Source organism: Kitasatospora sp. NPDC057015, from assembly GCF_042673745.1.
In the GTDB taxonomy this organism is placed as follows: domain Bacteria; phylum Actinomycetota; class Actinomycetes; order Streptomycetales; family Streptomycetaceae; genus Kitasatospora.
Genome location: NZ_JBHUSG010000025.1, coordinates 109,375 through 130,134, shown reverse-complemented (window position 1 = coordinate 130,134; position 20,760 = coordinate 109,375). Strand labels below are relative to the sequence as shown.

Genomic DNA, 20,760 nt, shown 5'->3' with positions numbered 1-20,760 from the left:
GCCCCCCCCCGGCCCCGCCCGCCCCCCCCGGCCCCGCCGCAGCTACCCTCCCCGCGCCGGCCCCCCCCCCCCCCCCCCCCGCGCCCGGGCGCCGCACGGCGGTGTCAGGACTGGTTGCGGCGGGCGATGCTCAGCCCGATCACACCGATGATCGCGACCGGTCCGGCGACCACCCCCAGCAGCGGGACCTTGCCGATCAGGCCGATGGCCACGCCGACGGCCCCGATCAGGACGACGGCGCGCCAGATCCCGAGGTTGCTGTTCTGATTCTGCGTCACGGTGTACCCCTCCCTTGATGTACGGCGGCTCTCCGCCCCACCCGGTACGAGAGGAAGCGTGACAGCGGGAGCCCCGGCGAACAAGGGCGCGGTCGCCGGCGGGCGCGCGCCGGAGGCTGCCCCGAGGGCGGCCCGGGGGTAATCCCCACCCCGCGGACGCCGGGGGACTCCATGGATCGGCGCCGGCCGCCTTCCTACCGTTGATCTTGTCATCGACCAGCGGAAAGAGGGACACCCATGGCACCCCGCCACGAACGCCGGCCCACCCCGAGGCGCCACCCCGCGGCCCCGGCGGTCGAGCTGCGCGCCGTCCGGCGCAGCTACGGCCGGGGGGACTCCGCGGTGCACGCCCTGCGCGGGGTCGACCTGGCACTGCCGCACGGCAGCTTCACCGCCGTGATGGGCCCCTCCGGCTCCGGCAAGAGCACCTTCCTGCAGTGCGCGGCGGGGCTGGACCGCCCGACCTCCGGCGAGGTGCTGCTCGGCGGCGAGGAGATCAGCCGCCTCGGCGAGAACAAGCTGACCCGGCTGCGGCGCAGCCGCATCGGGTTCGTGTTCCAGTCCTTCAACCTGCTGCCCTCGCTGACCGTCCAGCAGAACGTCCTGCTGCCGCAGCGGCTCGCCGGGGAGCGCCAGGACCGCGCCCGGGCCCGGGAACTGCTGGCCCGGGTCGGCCTGGCGGAGCACGGCGGCCGGCGACCGGGGCAGCTGTCCGGCGGCCAGCAGCAACGGGTGGCGATCGCCCGCGCGCTGATCACCGACCCCGAGGTGCTGTTCGCGGACGAGCCGACCGGCGCGCTGGACACCCGGACCGCGCACGAGGTGCTCGGCCTGCTGCGGCAGGCGGTGGACGCGCTCGGCGCGACCGTCGTGATGGTCACCCACGACCCGGTCGCCGCCTCGCACGCGGACCGGGTGCTGTTCCTCGCCGAGGGCGCGCTCGCCGGCGAGCTGGTACGCCCCGACCCGCAGGCCGTCGCCGAGCGGATGGTCACCCTGACCGCCCGCGCCGCCGGTCGCCGCACGGGGGTGGCCGCATGAGCAACGGCCTGGCACGTGCCTCCGTCCGCTTCCGGCCCGCCTCCTTCGCCGGCTCCTTCGTCGCGCTGCTGTTCGCCGCCGCGGTGATCACGGCCTGCGGCACCCTGCTGCAGAGCGGCATCACCGCGCAGGTCACCCCGGTGCGGTACGCGCACGCGCCGGTGGTGGTCGCCGCCGATCCCTACGCCGGGATCAACGTCACCCGCGGGGGTGAGACCGAGCGGGAGGAGACGGCGCTGCCGGAGCGGGCCCGGGTGGACACCGCGCTCGCGCAGCGGATCGCGGCGCAGCCCGGCGTGGCCGCGGCGCTGCCCGACATCGCGTTCCCCGTCCAGCGGGCCGCGGCCGCCCCGCCCGCCGGTCCGGGTGCGCCCGGTGCGCTGCCGGCCCTGACCGGCCGCGGCTACGCGGCGACCGGCATCGCCGCACCGGGGGCGTCCCCGCTCGTCGAGGGCCGCGCGCCCGGAGCCGGGGAGGTCGTCCTGGACGAGGCCACCGCGCGGACCGCGAAGCTGACCCCGGGGGACACCGTGACCCTCGACGCTCCCGGCGGCAGCGGCGACTTCCGCATCACCGGGCTGTCGGACGGGCGGGCCGGCGCCGCCACCGCGTGGTTCGCCGACGGCGTGGCCGGACAGCTCTCGGGCCACCCGGGCCGGGCCGACGCGATCGCCGTCCAGGCACGCGAGGGCGTCGGCACCGCCGCACTCGCCCGGCAGGTCGAACAAGCCGTGGACGGCGCCGCCGAGGTGCTCACCGGCGACGCGCGCGGCGCGGTGGAGCAGCCGGGTCTCGTCACCGGCCGGGAGGTGCTGACCGCACTCGGCGGCTCCTTCGGCGGCGTCGCCGCGATGACCGCCGTCTTCGTGGTGATGGGCACCGTCTCGCTCGCCGTCGGCCAGCGGGCCCGGGAGTTCGCCCTGCTGCGCGCCGTCGGCGCGACCCCGCGGCAGATCCGCCGCACCATCGCCACCGAGGCGGTGCTGGTCGCCCCCGTCGCCGGGGCCCTCGGCATCCTGCCCGGGCTGGCGCTGGCCCACTGGTGGTTCGACCAGCTGGTGACGCGCGGGGTGGTCCCCGCCGATGTGCGACTGGACGTCGGCGTGCTCCCGATGGCGGTCGCCGTGGGGGTGAGCCTGCTCGCGGCGCTGACCGCCGGCCACCTCGCGGCCCGCCGCCCCTCGAAGCTGCGGCCCGGCCAGGCCCTCGGCGAGGCCGCCGTCGAGCCCGCCCGCCCCCGCCTGGTGCGCACGGGCCTGGGCGTGCTCGCCGCGGTCGGCGGTGTGGTGCTGGCGGCCCTCGCGGCCGGCCGGAGCGGGACGGACGCGGCGAACCTCGCCCTCGGCGTCGTGATGTGCCTGCTGACGGCGGTCGCCCTGCTCGGCCCACCGGTGGCCCGGCTGGCCGCCACCGTGCTCGGCCTTCCGCTGCGCGCCGGCGGCGCCGGCCCGGCGGGTTCGCTGGCCGCCGACAACACCCGGGCCAACGCCCGCCGGCTGGCCTCGGCGATCACGCCGATCGCGATGGTCACGGCCTTCTGCGGCACGCTGCTCTTCCTGCAGAGCACCATCACGCACGTCTCCGCCGAGCAGATCCGTACCGGCATCGTCGCCGACCAGGTGATCGGCTCGACCGGCCCCGGGCTGCCCGCGGGCCGGGCCGAGCAGGCCGCCCGGGTGCCGGGCGTGGCGGCGAGCGTCGGCGTGCTGCGCAGCGCCGTCCTGTACCGCGCGGGCGACCAGCTGGCGACCGCCACGGCCGTGGGCGTCTCCGGCGACCCGGCCCGGCTGCCCCGGGTACTGGACCTCGGGGTCGGGGAGGGCTCGCTCGCCGCGCTCGGGCAGTCCGCCGACACCGTCGCCGTCGACGCGACCCTCGCCGCCGAGCTCGGTGTCCGGGTCGGCGAGGGCGTCCCGCTGCTGCTCGGCGACGGCACCCCCGTACGGCCCACCCTCGTCGCGACGTACGAACGCGGCCTCGGGCTCGGCCGGTTGATGCTGCCGCGGGCCGCGCTCGCCGCGCACGTGACCACCGCCCTCGACAGCCAGGTGCTGGTCTCCGACGCCCCCGGCGCGGACCGGGCGGCGGTGGCCGCGCGACTGGCCGAGGCGGGCGGCCCGGCCACGACGGTCACCGACGCGGCCGGCTACGGCGCCCAGGCCGACCGGGACCTGGAGATCAGCGCCTGGGCGAACACCGTGATGGCCGGCGTGCTCGGCGGCTTCGCCGCGGTCGCCGCCGCCAACACCCTGGTGATGACCGTCCTCGACCGTCGCCGCGAGGTCGGACTGCTGCGCCTCGCGGGCACCACCCGGCGCCAGGTCCGCGCCATGATGCGCTGGGAGGCACTGCTGGTGGCCGCGGCCGGGCTGCTGGTCGGCGGCGCGATCGCCTGGGTCACGCTCGTCCCGATCACCCGTGGGATCACCGGCGCCGCGCCGTACGTCCCGCTCGGCACCGCGCTGCCGCTGGCGGCGGGGGCGGTGCTGCTGAGCGTCGTGGCGACCGCACTGCCCGCCCGGGCGCTGCTGCGGACCCGACCGGTCGAGGCGGGGGCGGGACGCTAGGCCGGTGACCTGTGACCGGTGGGGCGGGCACGGTGGGCGGTTGCCGAGCCGGGGGTCGTGGGCCCGCCGCTGCCGCGACCCCCGGGCGGGCCCGGAGATCCCGGCGGGGCCGCCCGCGCCGTCCTTCGACGGACGCGGGCGGCCCCTTCGCGCGGTCGGGCGGATCCCCGCACCGACGGGTCACGGCCGGTCAGCGCGCGGCGCTCGCCCCGACCACGGTGTTGCCGGTGAGCTGCCCGCTCGTGCCGTCGACGGTGACCAGGTGCCGGACGCCGTCGGCGCCGAGCACCACGGCCTGCCAGCCGGTGCCGCCACCCTGCTGCACCACGGTCCGCAGGGACTCCACCCGGCCGTCCTGGACGGCCGCGAGGGCCTTCTCCAGCGCTTGGGCGGCCGTCACGGCCGGGAGCGGCGCCGGCGCGAGCCCGGCCGCCGGGCCGTCGCCGCCCCGCCGCTTGGTGACGCGACCCTGCGGGCCGTCCTCGCCGTCGCCGCCGAAGCCCTTCGGGCCGGCGAGCTCCTTCGGGCCGGCGAAGGCCCTCGGACCGTCGGGGCCGACGCCCTCCGGGCCGGCGCCGCGGAACTTCTCGCCGAGCATCCCGGGGCGGCCGTCCTTGCCCAGGGCGCGGGCGCTGTGCCGCTCGTCGCCGTGGCCGTGCACGCCGGCCGCGACCCCGAGCGCCGTTCCGCCGACCAGGACCACCGCGGCGCCGGCCGTGATCCAGCGGGCCCGGCGGCCGCGTATCCAGCGGACCGAGAGCGTCCGCCGCGCCGCCGGGTCCGTGCCCTTCGGGGACTCGGTCGGGGCGGCGGCGGGGGAGTTCGTGTGCGGCTCGGACTCGGACTCGGACATCGGGCAGCTCCTCTCGCGGCCGGACGGTGACCGGCCTACAGGTGGAGAGGATCGCCCACCGTCCCTGAAGCCCCGCTGAAGCTCCGTCGAGGGGTGGCACCGGGCCGGGCGCGGGTGCCGGTCGAGGTCCGCCGCGGCCGCCCCTCGACGGGGCTCCGGCGGTCCGGGCGGGATCCGTGCACCGACCCCCCGCCGTGGGCCGACATCGGTGCCTGCCACCCTGGGGCCATGCGTGTACTGGTGGTCGAGGACGAGCGGCGGCTGGCCGTGGCCCTGCGGCGCGGCCTGGAGACCGAGGGGTTCCGCGTCGACGTGGCCCACGACGGCCTGGAGGGGCTGCGCCTGGCGGACCAGCAGGCGTACGACGTCATCGTGCTCGACATCATGCTCCCCGGGCTGGACGGCTACCGGGTCTGCGCCCGGCTCCGCGCGGCCGGCAGCCAGGCGGGCATCCTGATGCTGACGGCGAAGGACGGCGAGTGGGACGAGGCGGAGGCCCTCGACACCGGGGCCGACGACTTCCTCTCCAAGCCGTTCTCCTTCCTCGTGCTGGTCGCCCGGCTGCGGGCGCTGGGCCGCCGGATCGGCCGTGGCCGCCCGAGCGTCCTGGTCCTGGGCGATCTCGTGATCGACTCCGACGCCAGGACCTGCTCCCGGGCCGGCGTCCCCACCCATCTGACGGCGCGCGAGTTCGACATCCTGGAGCACCTCGCGCTGCGGGCCGGCGCGGTGGTGTCCAAGCGGGAGATCCTGGACCAGGTCTGGGACGTGGGCGACGGCGACCCCAACGTCGTCGAGGTCCACGTCAGCGCCCTGCGCAGGAAGATCGACACCCCCTTCGGGCGCTCCTCCGTGCAGACCATGCGCGGCGCCGGCTACCGTCTGGCGGCCGACGGTGGCTGACCTGACCGGCGGCCCCGGCGGCCGTGGCGTGCGGCGTGCTCGGAACGCCCCCGCCGGTCCGGCCGGGCCCGCCGACCGGCGCGGGTGGCGGGCCCTCGCGCGGCGCCTGCCGGCCGCCGCGCGCCGTCTGCGGCCCGTCTCGGTCCGCGCCCGCGCCACCACCGCCGCCTGCGCCGTGGTCGCCGTCGCACTGGGTCTGGCGTCCTGGGCCCTGCTGGCCCTGCTGCACGCCAACCTGCTGCGCACCGCCGAGGACGGCGTCCGTCAGCAGGCCGAGGCCGTCGCCCAACTCGCCGCCCAGGGGCGGCTCACACCGCTGCTCCCGCTCGGCCACGGGACGGACTTCATCCAGGTCGTCGACGCCGACGGCACCGTCCGGGCCGTCAGCCAGAACCTCGTGGGAGGGGCGCCGCTCGGGGTCGCACCGCACCCGGCCGGACGCCGACCGGTCCAGATCACCCGGGACGTCGACCGGATGGGCGAGGAACGCCGGCAACGCGTGGTCACCGTCACCGTGGCCACGCCGGACGGCGTGCTCACCGTCCACGTCGGCGCCTCCCTGCGCTCCGCGGACGCCGCCGTGGACACCACCACCGCGGCCCTCGCCGTCGCCTGCCCGCTCCTGCTGCTGACCGTCGGCCTGGTCACCTGGCGGGCCACCGGCCGGGCGCTGCGTCCGGTGGAGGCGATCCGCGCCGAGGTGGCCGCGATCAGCGACCGCGCCCTCCACCGGCGGGTGCCGCTGCCGCGCTCGGAGGACGAGATCGCCGACCTCGCCACCACCATGAACGCCATGCTCGACCGCCTGGACGAGGCCGGCCGTCGGCAGCGCCAGTTCATCGCCGACGCCTCCCACGAACTGCGCAGCCCGCTCACCGTGCTGCGCACCCAGTTGGAGGTGGCCCTCGCCCACCCCGACCCGGTGGTGCGCTCCGAACTCGTCCGGGGCGCCCTGGAGGACACCGAGCGCCTGCAGAACCTGGCCACCGACCTGCTGTTGCTGGCACGACTGGACGCCGGTACGCCCTTCGCACCGCCGCCCGACCGCGCGCCCGAGCGGATCGACCTGACCGCCCTGGTGGCCACGGCCGTCCGGAACCGGCCCGCCGACCCGCACCCCGTCGAGCTGGACCTGCAGGACGACGTCCGGGTGCAGGGCAACGCGCTCTGGCTCACCCGGCTGCTCACCAACCTCCTGGACAACGCCCAGCGCCACACCGAGACCTCCGTGCGGGTCGTCCTGCGGTCCGGCGCCGATGCCGGCGCAGTCGATGCCGATGCCGACCCCGATGCCGACCCCGATGTCGTTACCGGCGCCGGCGCCGGCGGGGCAGCCGTCCTGCTGGAGGTGCACGACGACGGTCCGGGCATCGCGGTGACGGACCGGCAGCGGGTGTTCGAACGCTTCACCCGCCTGGACGACGCCCGCAGCAGGGACCACGGCGGAGCCGGGCTGGGCCTGCCGATCGCCCGCGACATCGCGCGCCACCACGGCGGGACCCTCGTCGTCGCCGCCTCGCCGCGGGGAGCCCGCCTGCGGCTGCGGCTCCCGGCGCCGCCGGTCGACCCGGCGGCCGCCACCCCGGACCGGCCCGGCGGGCGGCCCTCGTCCGCCTGACCCGCCCGGAGTGGGTTCGGGCCGGGTGGGTTCGGGCCGGCCGGGCTCAGGGCAGCAGGAGCGCCGGCGACCGACCGTCGCGGTGGCCGGCCGCCATCGAAGGGCGGTGCACGAAGCGCCGCGGGGCCGGGGCCGGTGACGCCGGTACGGGTGCCGTCCAGCCGGCGGGCCAGGTGGAGGCGCTGCCGTCGCGCCCCCAGGACGGCGACCCCGCGGGCGAGCGGGGCGCACGCCTGGCCCAGCCGGCGGGGACGGCCGCGGCGTCCGGCAGCCGGACCGGACGGGCGGGTGGGACCGGGTTCGTCCCGGGGGTGTTCATACAACTCGTGGCGTTCATGCCGCCTCCGAAGGTTCTCGACGGTGAAGGTACTCGCCGTGTCAGCGGTGCACGGCGGCCCGCCGTGCGGGACGGGGCCTCGGGGCCGGGCCGGAGGTCCGGGCGCCGGCACCGACCGTGCCGGCCGGGCGGGCCCGGTGGGCCGACGGGCGCCCGGGGCCGCGGCCGCCGTGTGCCCGGTACGGGCCCGGTGCGGCAGCCGCCGTCCTGCCGTCCACGCTATCCGCGGGCCCTCGGGAATCCGTGGTACCGCGGGTGTGGAGCGGCGCCCGGACCCGGCACCCAGGTACCACCGGGAGCGGTACCGCGGGAGGGCGGAGATCGGCGCGCCCGGGCCGGGGCCGGGCGCCGGTCCACACCCGGTCGGAGCGCGCGGCAGGGCGGTCGCAGCCGCCGCGCCGAACCGCCGCAACGAGCCGGTGCGGCGCCGGGCGCGGTGATCCGTTCCGCCCCGCCCCGCGGTGCGTCTGTGCCATCATGAACTCATGGGGGAAAGCATCGAGTTGAAGCTCGCCGACGGCACCGGAGTACTGGTGGAGGTCGTCGCCGGACACCGGGCGCCCGACTCCGGTGGCGGGTCGGACGCCGACCTCCCGGCCGGGACCGCTCCGGTGGTGCCCGTCGGCCGGGCCACCCGGGCCGTCGCCGCGACCGGGCAGGCGCTGGCCGACGTGCTGCGACCGCTCGGCGGCGTACTCGACTCGGTCCACTCGGCCGTCACCGCCGCGGTCCGCCCGCCCGACGAGGTGAGCGTCGAACTCGGGATCAAGCTCACCCAGGACCTCAAGCTGGGCATCGCCTCGGCCGGCGGGGAGGCCACCATCACCGTCCGGGCCACCTGGACACCGGCCCGCACCGCCGCCGAGCGCCTCGCCGGACTCGGCGAGGACCGCCCGGCGGGGGCCGCCGCCCCGGCGCTGCCGCCCGCCGCCCACGTACCGGCCGCGACGTCGCGGGGCTGACCTTGTCGGCCAGCCCCCTGACGGGCCCGCACGACCCGGACCGGGCCGTCAAGGCGTCCCAGGCGGGCCTCTACCGCGAGGGCGAGACCCGCGCCTTCGGCGGCGGCCTGCTGCTGACGCCCGACCACGTCCTCACCTGTGCGCACGTGGTCAACCAGGTCCTCGGCCGCCCCGACTTCGGCCAGCTGCGCCCCGACAGCCCGGACGGCGCCGACGCCCTGCCCGGGATCCGCGTCGTGCTGCCCGGGATCGCCGCCGGTCGGCGACTGCGCGTCGCCCTCGCGGGGTGGCTGCCCGCCCGCCGCGCCGACGGCGGCCCGGTCGGCGAGGGTGACGTCGAATGGTCCGGCGACCTCGCCCTGTTACGCCTGCTCGACCCACCCGCACCCGCCCCCCGGCCGGTGCCGATCGGTCGCTGCCGCCCGGGTCGGACGGCCTACGCCTGGTTCGGCAGCGGAGCGCCGAGCACCATCGCCGCCTCCGTGGTGCAGGGCGTCACCGACCGGTGGATCGTGCTCGACTCGCTCGGCTCCGCCCAGCCGGTGGTCGAGGGCTACAGCGGATCGCCGCTGTGGGACCGCGGCCAGCAGGAGGTGGTCGGCCTGGTGGTGAGCCGCAGCGGCCGGCGCGCCTTCGCCATCCCCGCCTGGAACGTCAACCTGCGGTTCGCCGAGGCGGGTGAACTCCCGCCGCCGGAGTCGACGGCCGGCGACGGCCCCGCGAGCGCGCTGGTCCAGCAGCTGCTCGGCCCGCTGCGCGCCGTCCTTGACACCGCGGCGGCGCTGCGCGACTTCGCCGCCCGACTGCTGCCGGACCTCGATCCCGACACCTGGGATCCCGACACCTGGGATCCGGACACCCCGCCGGACACCGGCATGACCCCGGAACGGCTCGCCCGGCTGGCCGAACGCGCTCCGCACGGCGTGCCGACCCTGCTCGCCAACCTCGTCACCGTCGCCCGGACACCGGAGCAGCGGGAGTGGATCCGCAGCACCGCCCTGCTGGCCGCCCCCGAGCAACTCCTCACCGCCACCGAGCACCGGGAGCTGCTGGCGCTGCTCGCCGCCGGATCCACCGACCCGCGGCTCGCCGCGGCCGAGGCCCTGCCGCTCGGCCCGGTCGTCCGCTCGCCCCACTGGCCGGAGGCCGTCGCCGAGTTGGAGCGCTACCGCCCCCGGCACGGGCGGGTGCCGCAACTGCTGCGCACCGTCGAGTTCGCCGCCTGCCGGACGGCCGACGAGGCCACCGCGCGGGCCCTCGGCGCGTGGAACGACGCCGTCGCCCACCGCCTCGGGCTGGCCGACGCGCTGCCCGAACACCGCGCCCAGGCCCTGGAGTCGGTGGCCGCCGAAGCCACCGCCGGGCCGCGCGGCGCGCCGCCGGGGCCGGTGCTCCAGGTCCGGTTGTGGCGGGCCACCGGGGCGGACACCTTCGCCTACGCCCTGCAGGCGGTCGGCTCCCGGGGGCTGCCCGCCCACCGCAGCGTCCGCGACCGGCCCGCCCCGCGGGCCCGGCTGCTCGCGGAACTGTCCCGGGTGCTCGACGACTTGGCGCAGGACACCGAACCCGGCGCGGTGCCGACGGTGGAGTGGTTCGTCGACGGCGACGAGCTCGACCTCGCGGTGGACCAGTGGATCTACCGGTCCGACGACCTGTTCCCGGGCGTGCTCGGCCAGGACTTCCTCTGCGTGCTCCGCTGCCCGGAACTGCGCCGACCCGCCTTCCTGCCCGAACTCCGCTACCGCTGGCAGGCGTTGCGCTCCGGTCGGGTGGCGCTGCTGGAGGCCCACGACCCGGCCGTCCAGCAGCGCGGGGCGCCCGTCCCGGTCTGCGCGGTGGTGCTCTGCTGCCCCGCCTCGGAGCTGCCCAGACTCCGCGCCATCGCGCTGGCCGTCGGCGTGCCCGGAGTGCTCTGGCTGCGGCCCGCGGACTTCGCCGCGGACCCGGGGCGGCTGCGCGAACTGCTCGCCGGCTCGGCCCCCGACGAACTGCCCCGCCGGGTCTACGAGGCCCGGTTGGGGGAGTCGCCCGACGGGCTCCACCGCAGTCTTGCCCTAGTCTGGGACGGCCCCGAGGGACTCCCCGACACCCTTCGACTCGGCGACCCCCGCGACTGAGCGCGGCGCCGGAAGGAGAACCGACGATGACCGAAGGACCGGACGCCTGGCGGTTGTACCGGGGCACGGACGAGGTCCGCGGCGCCGTGCTGCCGCCGGCCCCGCCGTGGCGCCGCTTCACCCGGGACACCGACGCGCGCCCGGCCCCGACCTACCGGATCGGCCCGCAGGAGGCCGACGTCGTCAACGCGGCCCTGCACCTGCGCCGTCCGCTGCTGGTCACCGGCCGGCCCGGCACCGGCAAGTCGTCACTGGCCGCCTCGGTGGCCCGCGAACTCGGTCTCGGCCCGGTCCTCGGCTGGCCGGTCAACAGCCGCACCGCGCTCCAGGACGGCCTCTACCGCTACGACGCGGTCGGCCGGCTGCGCGACACCGGCCGCGCCCGCGAAGTCGGCGCCCCCGAACCGGACATGGGCAGCTACATCCGGCTCGGGCCGCTCGGCACCGCCCTCGCCACCGGCCGCCCGGGCCGCCCCCGGGTGCTGCTGGTCGACGAGCTGGACAAGGGCGACATCGATCTGCCGAACGACCTCCTGGTGGTCTTCGAGGAGGGCGAGTTCGAGATCCCGGAGCTCAGCCGACTGCCCGACGACAGCCCCGACGTCGACGTCATGCTCACCGGAACCCGCGAACGGCACCGGGTCCACCAGGGCCTGATCCGCTGTCAGGAGTTCCCGATGACCATCCTCACCAGCAACGGCGAACGCGACTTCCCGCCCGCGTTCCTGCGCCGCTGCCTGCGCCTCGACCTCCCCGAGCCCACCGAGGAGCGGCTGCGCGAGATCGTGTCGGCCCACCTCGGCGAGGACGGACTGCGGGCCGCCGAGGACCTCATCGAGACCTTCCTCAGCCGCCGCGACACCGACCGGGCCGCCCTCGCCACCGACCAGTTGCTGAACGCCGTGCACCTGCGGATCAGCGGCGTCGACCTCGACCGTGACGACCTGCTGGCCGCGGTGCTGCGCCCGCTGGAGGACGCGGAGACGGGCCTCGCATGATCGACCGGCTCCGGGCCGCCCTGGCACCCGCGGACATCGCCCTCACCCCCGCCGAGCTGCTGGACGTCCTCTGGCTGGCCCAGCGGATCCCCGCCGCCGGCCTGGGCGTCGACCAGGCCCCGGCCGACCGGGCCGATCCCCGCCCGGCGAGCGCCACCGGCCGGCCGGCCACGCCCGGCGCGACCCGCGCACCCGCGCACCCGCCCCACCCGCTCGACCTCTACGCCCACACCGACGCCGGATCACCCGGCAGCGCCGCCCGCGTGGTGCGGGTGCGCGCCGAGCGGGTGCTGCCCGAGGCCCGCGGTCTCGCCCGGGCGCTGCGCCCGCTCAAACGCGGCACGCCCTCCCGCCACCGGTGGCGGCTCGACGAGGACGCCACCGCCGAGCTGATCGCCGAGACCGGCGTCCTCGACCTGGCCCTGCGCCCGCACCGGGAACGCTGGCTGACGGCGGCCCTCGTGGTCGACGACGGCCTCTCGATGGAGCTCTGGCGGGAGACCGCCGCCGCGCTGAGGGGCGTCCTGGAGGGCGTCGGCGTCTTCCGCACCGTCCGCTGCTACGGGCTGGACAGCCGCCGGGAAGGCCGCCCGGTGCTGCGCGCCCGCCCGTTCAGCCCCGGCGCGCCGGTGGTCCCGCCCGGTTCGCTCTGCCCTCCGGACGGCCGCGGCGCGATCCTGGTGCTCTCCGACGCGATCGGGGCCGGCTGGCACGCGGGCCGGATCGCACCCCTCCTCGCCGGCTGGTCGCAGCGCTGCCCGACGGCGCTCCTGCAACCGCTGCCGCGCCGGCTCTGGACGGGCAGCGCGCTGCGCGCCGAACGGACGGTGCTCCGTGCCCCGCGGCCCGGGGCCGCCAACGCCGAACTGTCGGCGGCCGACCCGCTCCTGCCCGAACTGCTGCCCGCCCCCGGCCTGCCGGTGCCCGTCCTGGACCTCCAGCCGGCAGCCGTCGCCGCCTGGGCGGCCCTGGTGGCCGGCGCGGCCGCCACCCTGCCCACCGTCCTGGTCCCGCGCGGCGCCGGCTCGGCGGCCGCCCACGAGGCCCGGGCGGCGGCCGGGTCGCCGTCCGGCCCGCGGCCGGCCGACCTGGCCGGTCGACTGGCGTTCTTCCGGCAGGCCGCCTCGCCCGAGGCCTACCGACTGGCGGGGCACCTCGCCGCCATCCGTCCGCTGACGCTCGGCCTGATGCGGCTGGTCCAGCGCGCGGTGCACGGGCGGATCGAGCCCGCCGCACTCGCCGAGGTGCTGCTCGGCGGGCTGATGCGGCGCAGCGGCCCGGCCGGCGGCAACGGCCCGGCCCGCTACGACTTCCGCCCGGGCCTGCGCGAACTCCTGCTGGAGACCGTCCCGGCGGCGGAGCTGCTGGCCACCGCGGACCTGGTGGGTGAGGCCCTGCGGGACTCCCCGCCGGGTGCGGCGACGCTCTCGGTGCTCCGCCCCGACCTGGCCGGAAGGGCCGCGCTCGCGCCCGGGGCGAGCCCCTTCGCGGCGTCCGCGGGGCCGCTGCTGCGGCACTTCGCCCTGGCCGGGGACGGGCCGGCGAACGGCACCCGCCCCGGTTCGGACCCCTGGCCGGACTCCGGGTCGGGCGCCGAGGCGGACTCCGGGTCGGGCGCCGAGGCGAGCGTCGGAGGCCCGCCCGAGCCGGACGGCGCCGCGGCGCCGCTGACCGACCAGGACGACGAACTCGGCGCCCTGGTCGCGGCGCAGGACTGGCGCGCCGCGGTCGAACGCGGCGAGGAGGTGCTGGACCGGCTGCTGCGCCGGTACGGCCCGCAGGACCTGCGGGTGCTCGGCGGCCGGCGCGAACTCGCCGACTGGATCGGTCGCGCGGGTGCCCCGCAGACGGCCTTCCAGCTCGCGCGCGAGGTCTGCGCCGAACTGGAGCGCCGGCTCGGCCCCGCCGACCACCGCACCCTGGCGGCCGCCGCCACGGCCGCGCGCTGGGCCGGCGGTTGCGGCCGCCCGGCCGAGGCGGTGGACCGCTTCCGGTCCGTGCTCGGCCACCAGGAGCCCGTGCTCGGCCCCGACCACCCCGACTGTCTGGTGACCCTGGGTCAGGTCTGCTACTGGACCGGGGAGCTCGGCGATCCGGACGCCACCCTGCGCGGCTACCTCGACCTGCTGGCCCGCCAGCAGCGGGTGCTCGGCCCTGACGACCTCGTCACCCTCAACACCCGTGCCAACGTGGCCTCCTGGACCGGTCAGTCCGGTCGTACCGAGGAGGCGATGCAACTCTCCGGCGAACTGCTGCGCGACCTCGACCGCAGTGCGCCGCGCGATCACCCGCTGAGCGCGATCACCGCGGCCGAACACGCCTACTGGACCGCGATGTGCGGTGATCCCGCGGCGGCCCTGCGCTCCCTGGTCGACCTGCTGCCCCGCCTGACGGAGGCGCTGGGGCCCGCACACTCCTACCCGTACGCCACCCGGCGGCGGATCGCCCACTGGACCGGCCTGCTCGGCGACCCCGGGGCCGCCCTGGAGCAGACGCGGGTGCTCCTCGTCGAGGTGAGCGCCGTCCTGACCCCGGAACACCCCGCCTTCCTGGGCTGCCGGGTGGAGTTCGCCGTGTGGACGGCCCGGACGGGTGACCGCGCGCTGGCGCACCGGCTGGTGACGGACCTGCTGCCCGAACTCACGGCCGTGCTCGGCCCCGACCACCCGGAGACCGGCCTCGCCACCGAGCTCCTCGCCGAAGTCACCGAACCCGCCGAACGCACCGAACGCACCGAACCCGCCGAACCCGCCGAACCCGGCGGGCCCGACGTACCGACCCGGTCCGACGAACTCACCGACCACGGCGGCACGGACGGGGTGACCGGCGCGAGCGAGGGCGCCCCGGGCGGCGCTGCGGAGGGTGGTCCGCTGCCGTGACGGTTCCGCCGGCGGAGAGCGGGCGGTGAGCCCCGTCACCGACCGGGTCCGCCGCACGGGGGCGCGGGCGCTGGGCGGGCTGCCGCCCGCGTTCTGGTGGCTCTGGGCGAGCACCCTGGTCAACCGCCTCGGGACCTTCGCCGTACCGTTCCTGACGCTCTACTTGACCGGGGCGCGTGGTCACTCGGCCGCCGTCGCCGGTCTGGTCGCGGCGGCGTCCGGGGTCGGCGGTATGGTCGGCGCGCTGCTCGGGGGCGCCGCGGCGGACCGGTTCGGCTGCCGCCCGGCCCTGCTGACCGCGCAACTGGGCACCGCGGCGGCCGCGGCGGCGCTCGGCCTCAGCTCCGGCGACGCGCCGCTGGCGGCTTCGGCGGTGCTGCTCGGCCTCTGCGGCGGCGCCGCCCGGCCGGCCGCCGCGGCGCTGATGGCCGGCCTGCTCGGCCCCGGCGACCGGATCCGCGCCTTCTCCCTCGACTACTGGGCGATGAACCTGGGCTTCTCCGTCTCGGTGCTCCTGGCCGGCCTGGCCGTCGGCGCCGGCTACCCCGTGCTGTTCCTGGCCGACGCGTTCGCCACCCTGCTCGCCGCGGGGGTGGTGCTGCTGCGCGTCCCCGAGCCCGAGCGGGCGCCGCAGGCGGAGCGGGCGGCCGGCCGGCCGTCGGGAGAGCAGGCGGTGAGCGGGCAGGCGGAGAGCGGGCCGGTGCGGGAGCCGGGGCGGCGCGGGGCCGGTGGGCTGGGCGAGGTACTGGCCGACCGCCCCTTCCTGGGCTGCGCGGTGCTCTTCGCGGTGGTCGCCGCGATCCTCCAGCAGATGACCACGACCCTGCCGGTGGACATGGCGGCCGGCGGCCTCACCCCGGCCGCCTGCGGCGCCGTCATCGCCGTCAACGGCGTGCTGGTCTGCCTGCTCCAGGTGCCCGTCGGCGGCCTGCTCGCCGGGCGTTCGCCGTTCGGGCTGCTGGCCCTGTCGGCGGCCCTGTGCGGCGTCGGCTTCGGCCTCACGGCGCTGGCCGGGTCCGCGGCGGCCTACGCGCTGACGGTGGCCGTCTGGACCGTCGGCGAGGTCGTCGCCGGGCCGGTGGGCCTGGAGGTCACCGCCCGCTTCGCCACCGCCCGCACCCGGGCCCGGTACCAGGGCGTCAGTGCGTTCGCGTGGTCCGTCGGCGGGGTGCTCGCGGGCGCCGTGGGCGGCTGGACCTACGACCGGCACGGCGGCGGCGCCCTGTGGGCGGGCTGCGCCGGGGCGGGGCTCGCGGCGGCGGCCGGGTTCCTGGTGGCGGGCCGGTACGCCCCGGGCGGGGTCCGCCGCCCGTGACCGGCCCCCGCCCGGCGTCGTCCGGGACGAGCGCGCGGCGCCGACGGCGTTCCGTTCCGCTCCGTCGGCACCCTTGGCGGGGCCTGGGTTCGTGTGAATAATCGTCACATTACTTGCGGGTAGCGGTCTGAGAGGGCCTTCGCCCGTACTCGCCCACCACCCCGGGGCCGGCCATGAACACCCTGATCGTCCGCACGCTCGCGGTACTGGCGACGCTCGCCCTGCTGCTCACCGGTTCGGCCGCGGCGGCCGCCGGGGGAGCCGGGCCGGCCGACCGGCCGGCGCCCCTGACGGCCGCCGGCCTCGCCGCCTCCTGGACCGGCCCGCTGAGCACCAGCGGCCGCTACGTCGTCGACGCCACCGGCAACCGCTTCAAGCTCAAGTCCGGCAACTGGGACGGTGCCCAGGGGCACTGGCTGGGCAGCGGGGACATCGCGGACCCGGCCAACCACGAGCACGCGGAACCCTCCGGCAACATGCCCCTGGGCCTGGACCGGGTGCCGATCGCCCGGATCCTCGGCGACTTCCACGCACTCGGCCTCAACAGCATCCGGCTGCCGTTCTCCAACGCCCTGATCCACGACACCGCCACCGTCCCCGACGCGGCGGTCGCCGCCAACCCCGGGCTGCGCGGGCGGACCCCGCTGCAGGTGCTGGACGCCGTGATCGCGGCGCTCACCGCGGACGGCTTCGCGGTGATCCTCAACAACCACACCACCACCGCCCGTTGGTGCTGCGGTCTGGACGGCAACGAACGCTGGAACAGCGGCCAGAGCACCGAGCAGTGGATCGCCGACTGGGTGTTCATGGCCGGGCGCTACCGCGACGACAAGCGGGTGGTCGGCGCGGACCTGCGCAACGAAGTCCGCCGCGACGTGCTCGACGACCCCAACTGGGGCTGGGGCGACGCCCACGACGAGTACGCCGCCTTCGAGGCCGCCGGGAACCGGATCCTGCAGACCGCCCCCGACCTGCTGGTCGTCATGGAGGGCATCAACTGGCAGGGCGTCCCGCTCGACGGGCTGCCGCACGGCCGGCCCGTGCTGACCCCGGTGCAGAACCTCTCCAACACCCTGGTCCGTTCCGGCAAGCTGGTCTACTCGGCGCACTTCTACGCCTACACCGGCCCCAACCACAGCGGCGCCACCGGCCTCGGCGAGACCCACGACCCGCGCTACCAGGACCTCACCCCGGAACAACTGGCCCAGGCGGTCGACCAGCAGGCCCTGTTCGTCACCCGCGGCGGCCAGCACTTCACCGCGCCGGTCTGGATCAGCGAGTTCGGCGCGGGCGGGCGCGGCCCGGCGGATCCGAAGGAGCGCGCCTGGCTCGACCGCTTCACCGACATCCTGGTCGCCAACGACACCGACTTCGCCGTCTGGCCGCTGGTCGGCTGGACCCGCGACGGTGTGCCGCAGGACAATTGGGCGCTGCTCTCGTACGACGCGGCCGGCACCCGCCTGGGCATCGAAGAACCGGGGGACTGGCGGGCCGCCGACTGGCACCGGCTGGTCGACGCCGCCGGCCACACCGGGCCGGTGCCCGCCACCGAGCGCTGGAACATGCTCGCCCTCGACCACGCCGACCTCGACACCTCCGCCCGGATGCTCGCCCTCCCCGACTGGGATCGCGGTGCGCGCAAGGGCAGTTGCCCCGACAGCGAGCGGCTGGCCGGGCTCGGACGCGGCGACGGACGCGGCCTGTGCACGGACGCCGGCGGCCCGGCCCGGTCCGCGGCCCCCTACCCGGTGGTCACCGACGAGCGGTACGTTACCGGTGGGGACTGGGCCTCGGGCTACAGCAAACTCCAGTGCCCCGACGGCACCTTCGCGGCCGGGTACAGCGTGCGCGGCGACGCGATGTCGGCCCTGCTCTGCGCCCCGGCGGCGACCGCCCTGCCCACCGCCGGGCGCACCGTCTGGTTCGACCACGGCGACAACCGCCCCGCGGGCGGCGGCTCGACCGGCAGCGACTGGGCGCCCGGCTCCTACAAGGGCCAGTGCGCCGACCACGAGTACCTGGCCGGCGTCGCCTTCACCTGGCGCTGGAGTCACGGCGGCGTGCCGGACGCACTGCTCTGCCGTCCGCTGGGATAGCGAGTCGGGCGGCGGGATCGGCCGGTCCGCGGCGAGGCGGCGGCCGGAGCCGCTCGGCCCCGCCCGCGCAAAGGATTGTGAGGCGGACGGCCTCCAGCTTCGACGAGGAGCGATACAAGAAGCCCGACACCGTCGAGAGGGCCATCAACAAGCTGAAGAACTCCCGCGTCGTCGCGACCCGCTATGACAAGCGCGGCTGCGTCCTCGTCGGCACCGTGACCGCAGCCACCGCTCGTCATCCGGCTGCGAACGTGAGCCCGCCAGGTTCAGGAGATGGCCCACGCGTCGCTGCCCAGCTTGCGATAGCAGTCGTCCATCGTGTCGGAGGAGAGGCAGACCGGCCTCGTGAGCAACCGGTCGCCGGCTCGTTGCACGCACAGCGCCACGCCGAGACCCACCGACCCGAGCTCCCCTCCGGGTAGGTAGAGGAGATCCGGTTCTCGGTGCTCGGCACGTGCTTCCATCCACCGCTCCAGCTCGGAGGGAACTCGGCCGACCAGCGCTGTACCGTCCGCCAAGACCTGCAATGACGGCGGTCGCGTCGTCGACCGGCCCGAGGCGGACGGCGTCCAGGAAGGCCAGCCAGGACGTGCGGCCGGGCCCGGGGCCTGACGGTGGACCAGGTCGGGCTGACGCGCTGCATCGCCTCGCCGCCGCCTGCCCCATGAGCAGCTGACCGTCAGTCTCGCCCGCCGAGTCATTCGAACCAGCGAGTACGCAAGGCGGGTGGCCGTACCTCGAAGTACGGGGCTACCCACCTCCAATTCGATCACCGAAAGAGCGGATTCAGGCGATTTCCGGCCGAATCATCTCGGGCTTCATTTTGATTCTCGGTGGAAGGTGTCGAGCCACCCGTTGAATCGCGGTCCGTCGTGGCGTGCGCCGTCAAATTCTCCGGTAACCCAGTCGATGCACGTGGGGCGTTCGCCGGTTTCGGATGCGCAGTATTCCTCGATCGCGGCCCTGACCTGTGCTAATGGCAGGGCGCTGGCTGGTTCGTAGCACTCGCCGGAGCCCGTGTCCGCTATCAGTTCGGGTCCCGAATAGGACGGGTCCGGGTTGTCGGAGAGCCAGAAGAAGTCGTACATCCCGCCGGTTTGTGCACTGGACCACCAACTGAGGGCCCCATGGCCGCTTCGCTCGTCCGCTGTGACGCGAAGGTATGCGATGGGGCTTTGGGCATCTGGCTCACTGACGGTGAACCATGCCTCAGTGCCAATGGAGTAGATGCCGGGAGAGATTTCCTTCGGTGTGATCGACCGGAAGGCTTCGGAAGTGAGGTCGACAATTTCTTCCAGGCGCGTCGGATAGTACTCGTCGCGCTCTATTTCGACTCGGAGGATCAACTCCCACCCCCCGGGAGTTTCCTCGTTCCCAGGATCTCGGCCTCGATCATTTTACCCTCCTCGTCCAGCCAGTGGACACCCGGCTGGCGCCCGGATAGCCGCCGTCGGCGATGGCCGTCGCCCGCCGGCGGCGGCCTTCGCGCCGGACTCCTCCCAGAACCTCGATGGTCAGCAGGTGATTGGACCAGAACCCGGCGCGCTGATGCAGCCGCTCACCCGCGACCAGCGGTCCGTAGGTGTATCCCTTGATCATCACGGACCAGAGTGTCTCAGGCCCCACCGACACGTCTCCGCCGCCGGGCCGCCTGGAGGAGCGGGACAACCCTTAGCGACATCACATGGTCGGCCGGGCCGTCCGTCCCGCGCCGGTCGCGCCGGCGTCGGCGGCCACCCGGAAGCCGGTGTTCCCGGTGGAGCTGTCCGGTGTGTTGGAGCTGCGGGCCGCCACCCGGTAGCGGTTGCAGTAGGAGTCGTGGCACAGGTGCGATCCGCCGCGCATCACGCGCGCCGTGCCGGTCGGCGGCCCGGCCGGGTCGATCCGCGGCCCGGTGCGGTGGAAGTCCGCGCTGAAGCGGTCGGCGCACCACTCCCAGACGTTCCCCACCGTGTTGTAGAGGCCGAAGGCGTTCGGGCGGTAGGAGCGGACGGGCGCGGTGCCGCGGTGCCGACCGGTGTTCGAGGTCGGGAAGACGCCCTGCCAGATGTTGAGCAGTTCCCTGCCGCCCGGGGCGAGCTCGTCGCCCCACGGGAAGCGGCGCTGCTCCAGGCCGCCGCGCGCCGCGTACTCCCACTCGGCCTCGGTGGGCAGCCGGGTGCCGGACCAGGCGCAGTAGGCCAGGGCGTCGCGCCACGAGACGTGCACCACCGGATGGTTCTGGCGGGAGGCGAAGCCGGAGCCGGGACCTTCGGGATGCCGCCAGTCGGCGCCCTCCACCGCGTACCACCAAGGGGTGCCCTCGACCGTCCGGGAGGCGGCCCGCAGCGCGTCGGGCAGGAAGCCGCCGAAGACGAAGGAGAAGCCGAACAGTTCGGCGTCGGTGCGGTGGCCCGTCTCCTTCACGAAGGACGCGAACTCGGCGTTGGTGACCGTGGTCGGGGCGATCCGGAACGCGCCGACCTCGACCTCGCGGATCGGTCCCTCACCGTCGGCCGGGAAGCCCGCAGGGTCGTCGGTGCCCATCAGGAAGCGCCCGCCGGGCAGTTCCACCAGGCCGCGGGCGGCCCGCACCGCCGCCGGGGAGGGCGGGGAGGCGGGCGTCGGGGGCGCGGGGGCGGTGAGCGTGAGGAGCACGGGAGCGGCGGCCTCCGCAGCGGCGAACTCCGCTTCGAGCGCCGGGTTTCCGGGGGCGCAGCAGTCGCGCATGGGTACGTCCAGGGGGTCGTCGGGGCGGGCGGGGGAGGTCACGGCCGCCGGGCGGTCCGGAGGGTGGGGCACTCCGGACCGCCCGGG

The 20,760-nt window shown here is 76.4% G+C and carries 17 protein-coding genes; 10 read left to right on the top strand and 7 right to left on the bottom strand.

Annotated elements, in window-relative coordinates:
• Positions 1–104: 104 nt before the first annotated feature.
• Complete coding sequence (locus ACFTWP_RS23165) at positions 105–278, bottom strand: hypothetical protein (protein ID WP_380266573.1); 174 nt, start codon at positions 276–278, stop codon at positions 105–107.
• 237 nt (positions 279–515) lie between these two features.
• On the opposite strand from ACFTWP_RS23165, the gene ACFTWP_RS23160 reads away from it, so the two are divergent.
• Together ACFTWP_RS23160 and ACFTWP_RS23155 are read left to right on the top strand one after the other, a co-directional pair.
• The gene (locus tag ACFTWP_RS23160) at positions 516–1,319 is read left to right on the top strand and encodes an ABC transporter ATP-binding protein (RefSeq protein ID WP_380266572.1); all 804 of its coding nucleotides are present in this window, start codon (positions 516–518) and stop codon (positions 1,317–1,319) included.
• Complete coding sequence (locus ACFTWP_RS23155; protein ID WP_380266571.1) at positions 1,316–3,886, top strand: FtsX-like permease family protein; 2,571 nt, start codon at positions 1,316–1,318, stop codon at positions 3,884–3,886. Before ACFTWP_RS23160 ends, ACFTWP_RS23155 begins: the two co-directional genes overlap by 4 nt.
• Positions 3,887–4,076: 190 nt before the next feature.
• Here ACFTWP_RS23155 and ACFTWP_RS23150 read toward each other — a convergent pair whose 3' ends face one another.
• Positions 4,077–4,739, bottom strand: a complete 663-nt coding sequence (locus tag ACFTWP_RS23150) for a PepSY domain-containing protein (RefSeq protein ID WP_380266569.1) — start codon at positions 4,737–4,739, stop codon at positions 4,077–4,079.
• A gap of 228 nt (positions 4,740–4,967) precedes the next feature.
• Between ACFTWP_RS23150 and ACFTWP_RS23145 the strand changes: the two genes are divergently transcribed.
• Positions 4,968–5,642: a response regulator transcription factor gene (locus tag ACFTWP_RS23145; RefSeq protein WP_380266568.1), complete on the top strand. Its 675-nt coding sequence runs from the start codon at positions 4,968–4,970 to the stop codon at positions 5,640–5,642.
• Entirely contained in the window at positions 5,635–7,260 is a 1,626-nt protein-coding gene (locus ACFTWP_RS23140; RefSeq protein WP_380266567.1) for an ATP-binding protein, read from the top strand. The genes ACFTWP_RS23145 and ACFTWP_RS23140 overlap by 8 nt, the downstream gene beginning before the upstream one ends.
• 46 nt (positions 7,261–7,306) lie before the next feature.
• Here ACFTWP_RS23140 and ACFTWP_RS23135 read toward each other — a convergent pair whose 3' ends face one another.
• The gene (locus ACFTWP_RS23135; RefSeq protein WP_380266566.1) at positions 7,307–7,597 is read right to left on the bottom strand and encodes a hypothetical protein; all 291 of its coding nucleotides are present in this window, start codon (positions 7,595–7,597) and stop codon (positions 7,307–7,309) included.
• 485 nt (positions 7,598–8,082) lie between these two features.
• Between ACFTWP_RS23135 and ACFTWP_RS23130 the strand changes: the two genes are divergently transcribed.
• The 6 genes from ACFTWP_RS23130 to ACFTWP_RS23105 all read left to right on the top strand — a co-directional run bounded on the left by ACFTWP_RS23130 (position 8,083) and on the right by ACFTWP_RS23105 (position 17,964).
• Positions 8,083–8,559, top strand: coding sequence for a CU044_2847 family protein (locus ACFTWP_RS23130; RefSeq protein WP_380266565.1), 477 nt, complete (start codon positions 8,083–8,085; stop codon positions 8,557–8,559).
• Positions 8,560–8,561: 2 nt separating this feature from the next.
• Positions 8,562–10,676 carry a trypsin-like peptidase domain-containing protein gene (locus ACFTWP_RS23125; RefSeq protein WP_380266564.1) on the top strand — a complete coding sequence of 705 codons (2,115 nt, stop codon included), beginning with the start codon at positions 8,562–8,564 and terminating at the stop codon, positions 10,674–10,676.
• A gap of 26 nt (positions 10,677–10,702) precedes the next feature.
• Positions 10,703–11,674, top strand: coding sequence for an AAA family ATPase (locus ACFTWP_RS23120; RefSeq protein WP_380266563.1), 972 nt, complete (start codon positions 10,703–10,705; stop codon positions 11,672–11,674).
• Positions 11,671–14,553: an SAV_2336 N-terminal domain-related protein gene (locus ACFTWP_RS23115; protein WP_380266562.1), complete on the top strand. Its 2,883-nt coding sequence runs from the start codon at positions 11,671–11,673 to the stop codon at positions 14,551–14,553. Before ACFTWP_RS23120 ends, ACFTWP_RS23115 begins: the two co-directional genes overlap by 4 nt.
• A 25-nt stretch (positions 14,554–14,578) precedes the next feature.
• Complete coding sequence (locus ACFTWP_RS23110; protein WP_380266561.1) at positions 14,579–15,868, top strand: MFS transporter; 1,290 nt, start codon at positions 14,579–14,581, stop codon at positions 15,866–15,868.
• A 173-nt stretch (positions 15,869–16,041) separates the two neighbouring features.
• Entirely contained in the window at positions 16,042–17,964 is a 1,923-nt protein-coding gene (locus ACFTWP_RS23105; RefSeq protein WP_380266560.1) for a glycoside hydrolase family 5 protein, read from the top strand.
• A 266-nt stretch (positions 17,965–18,230) separates the two neighbouring features.
• Here the strand turns inward: ACFTWP_RS23105 and ACFTWP_RS23100 are convergent, their stop codons facing one another.
• The 4 genes from ACFTWP_RS23100 to ACFTWP_RS23085 all read right to left on the bottom strand — a co-directional run bounded on the left by ACFTWP_RS23100 (position 18,231) and on the right by ACFTWP_RS23085 (position 20,673).
• A complete protein-coding gene (locus ACFTWP_RS23100; RefSeq protein WP_380266559.1) occupies positions 18,231–18,482 on the bottom strand; it encodes a hypothetical protein in 252 nt (83 codons plus the stop codon).
• Between the two features lie 300 nt (positions 18,483–18,782).
• Positions 18,783–19,310, bottom strand: a complete 528-nt coding sequence (locus ACFTWP_RS23095; RefSeq protein WP_380266558.1) for an Imm1 family immunity protein — start codon at positions 19,308–19,310, stop codon at positions 18,783–18,785.
• A gap of 46 nt (positions 19,311–19,356) precedes the next feature.
• The gene (locus tag ACFTWP_RS23090; protein ID WP_380266557.1) at positions 19,357–19,566 is read right to left on the bottom strand and encodes a hypothetical protein; all 210 of its coding nucleotides are present in this window, start codon (positions 19,564–19,566) and stop codon (positions 19,357–19,359) included.
• Positions 19,567–19,644: 78 nt separating this feature from the next.
• A complete protein-coding gene (locus ACFTWP_RS23085) occupies positions 19,645–20,673 on the bottom strand; it encodes a formylglycine-generating enzyme family protein (protein ID WP_380266577.1) in 1,029 nt (342 codons plus the stop codon).
• Positions 20,674–20,760: the final 87 nt, after the last annotated feature.

Excerpts from the sequence above, each read along its gene's own strand:
- ACFTWP_RS23160 (WP_380266572.1), top strand. The coding sequence starts at position 516 with ATGGCACCCCGCCACGAACGCCGGCCCACCCCGAGGCGCCACCCCGCG.
- ACFTWP_RS23155 (WP_380266571.1), top strand. The coding sequence starts at position 1,316 with ATGAGCAACGGCCTGGCACGTGCCTCCGTCCGCTTCCGGCCCGCCTCC.
- ACFTWP_RS23150 (WP_380266569.1), bottom strand. The coding sequence starts at position 4,739 with ATGTCCGAGTCCGAGTCCGAGCCGCACACGAACTCCCCCGCCGCCGCC.
- ACFTWP_RS23145 (WP_380266568.1), top strand. The coding sequence starts at position 4,968 with ATGCGTGTACTGGTGGTCGAGGACGAGCGGCGGCTGGCCGTGGCCCTG.
- ACFTWP_RS23135 (WP_380266566.1), bottom strand. The coding sequence starts at position 7,597 with ATGAACGCCACGAGTTGTATGAACACCCCCGGGACGAACCCGGTCCCA.
- ACFTWP_RS23130 (WP_380266565.1), top strand. The coding sequence starts at position 8,083 with ATGGGGGAAAGCATCGAGTTGAAGCTCGCCGACGGCACCGGAGTACTG.
- ACFTWP_RS23120 (WP_380266563.1), top strand. The coding sequence starts at position 10,703 with ATGACCGAAGGACCGGACGCCTGGCGGTTGTACCGGGGCACGGACGAG.
- ACFTWP_RS23115 (WP_380266562.1), top strand. The coding sequence starts at position 11,671 with ATGATCGACCGGCTCCGGGCCGCCCTGGCACCCGCGGACATCGCCCTC.
- ACFTWP_RS23105 (WP_380266560.1), top strand. The coding sequence starts at position 16,042 with ATGAACACCCTGATCGTCCGCACGCTCGCGGTACTGGCGACGCTCGCC.
- ACFTWP_RS23085 (WP_380266577.1), bottom strand. The coding sequence starts at position 20,673 with ATGCGCGACTGCTGCGCCCCCGGAAACCCGGCGCTCGAAGCGGAGTTC.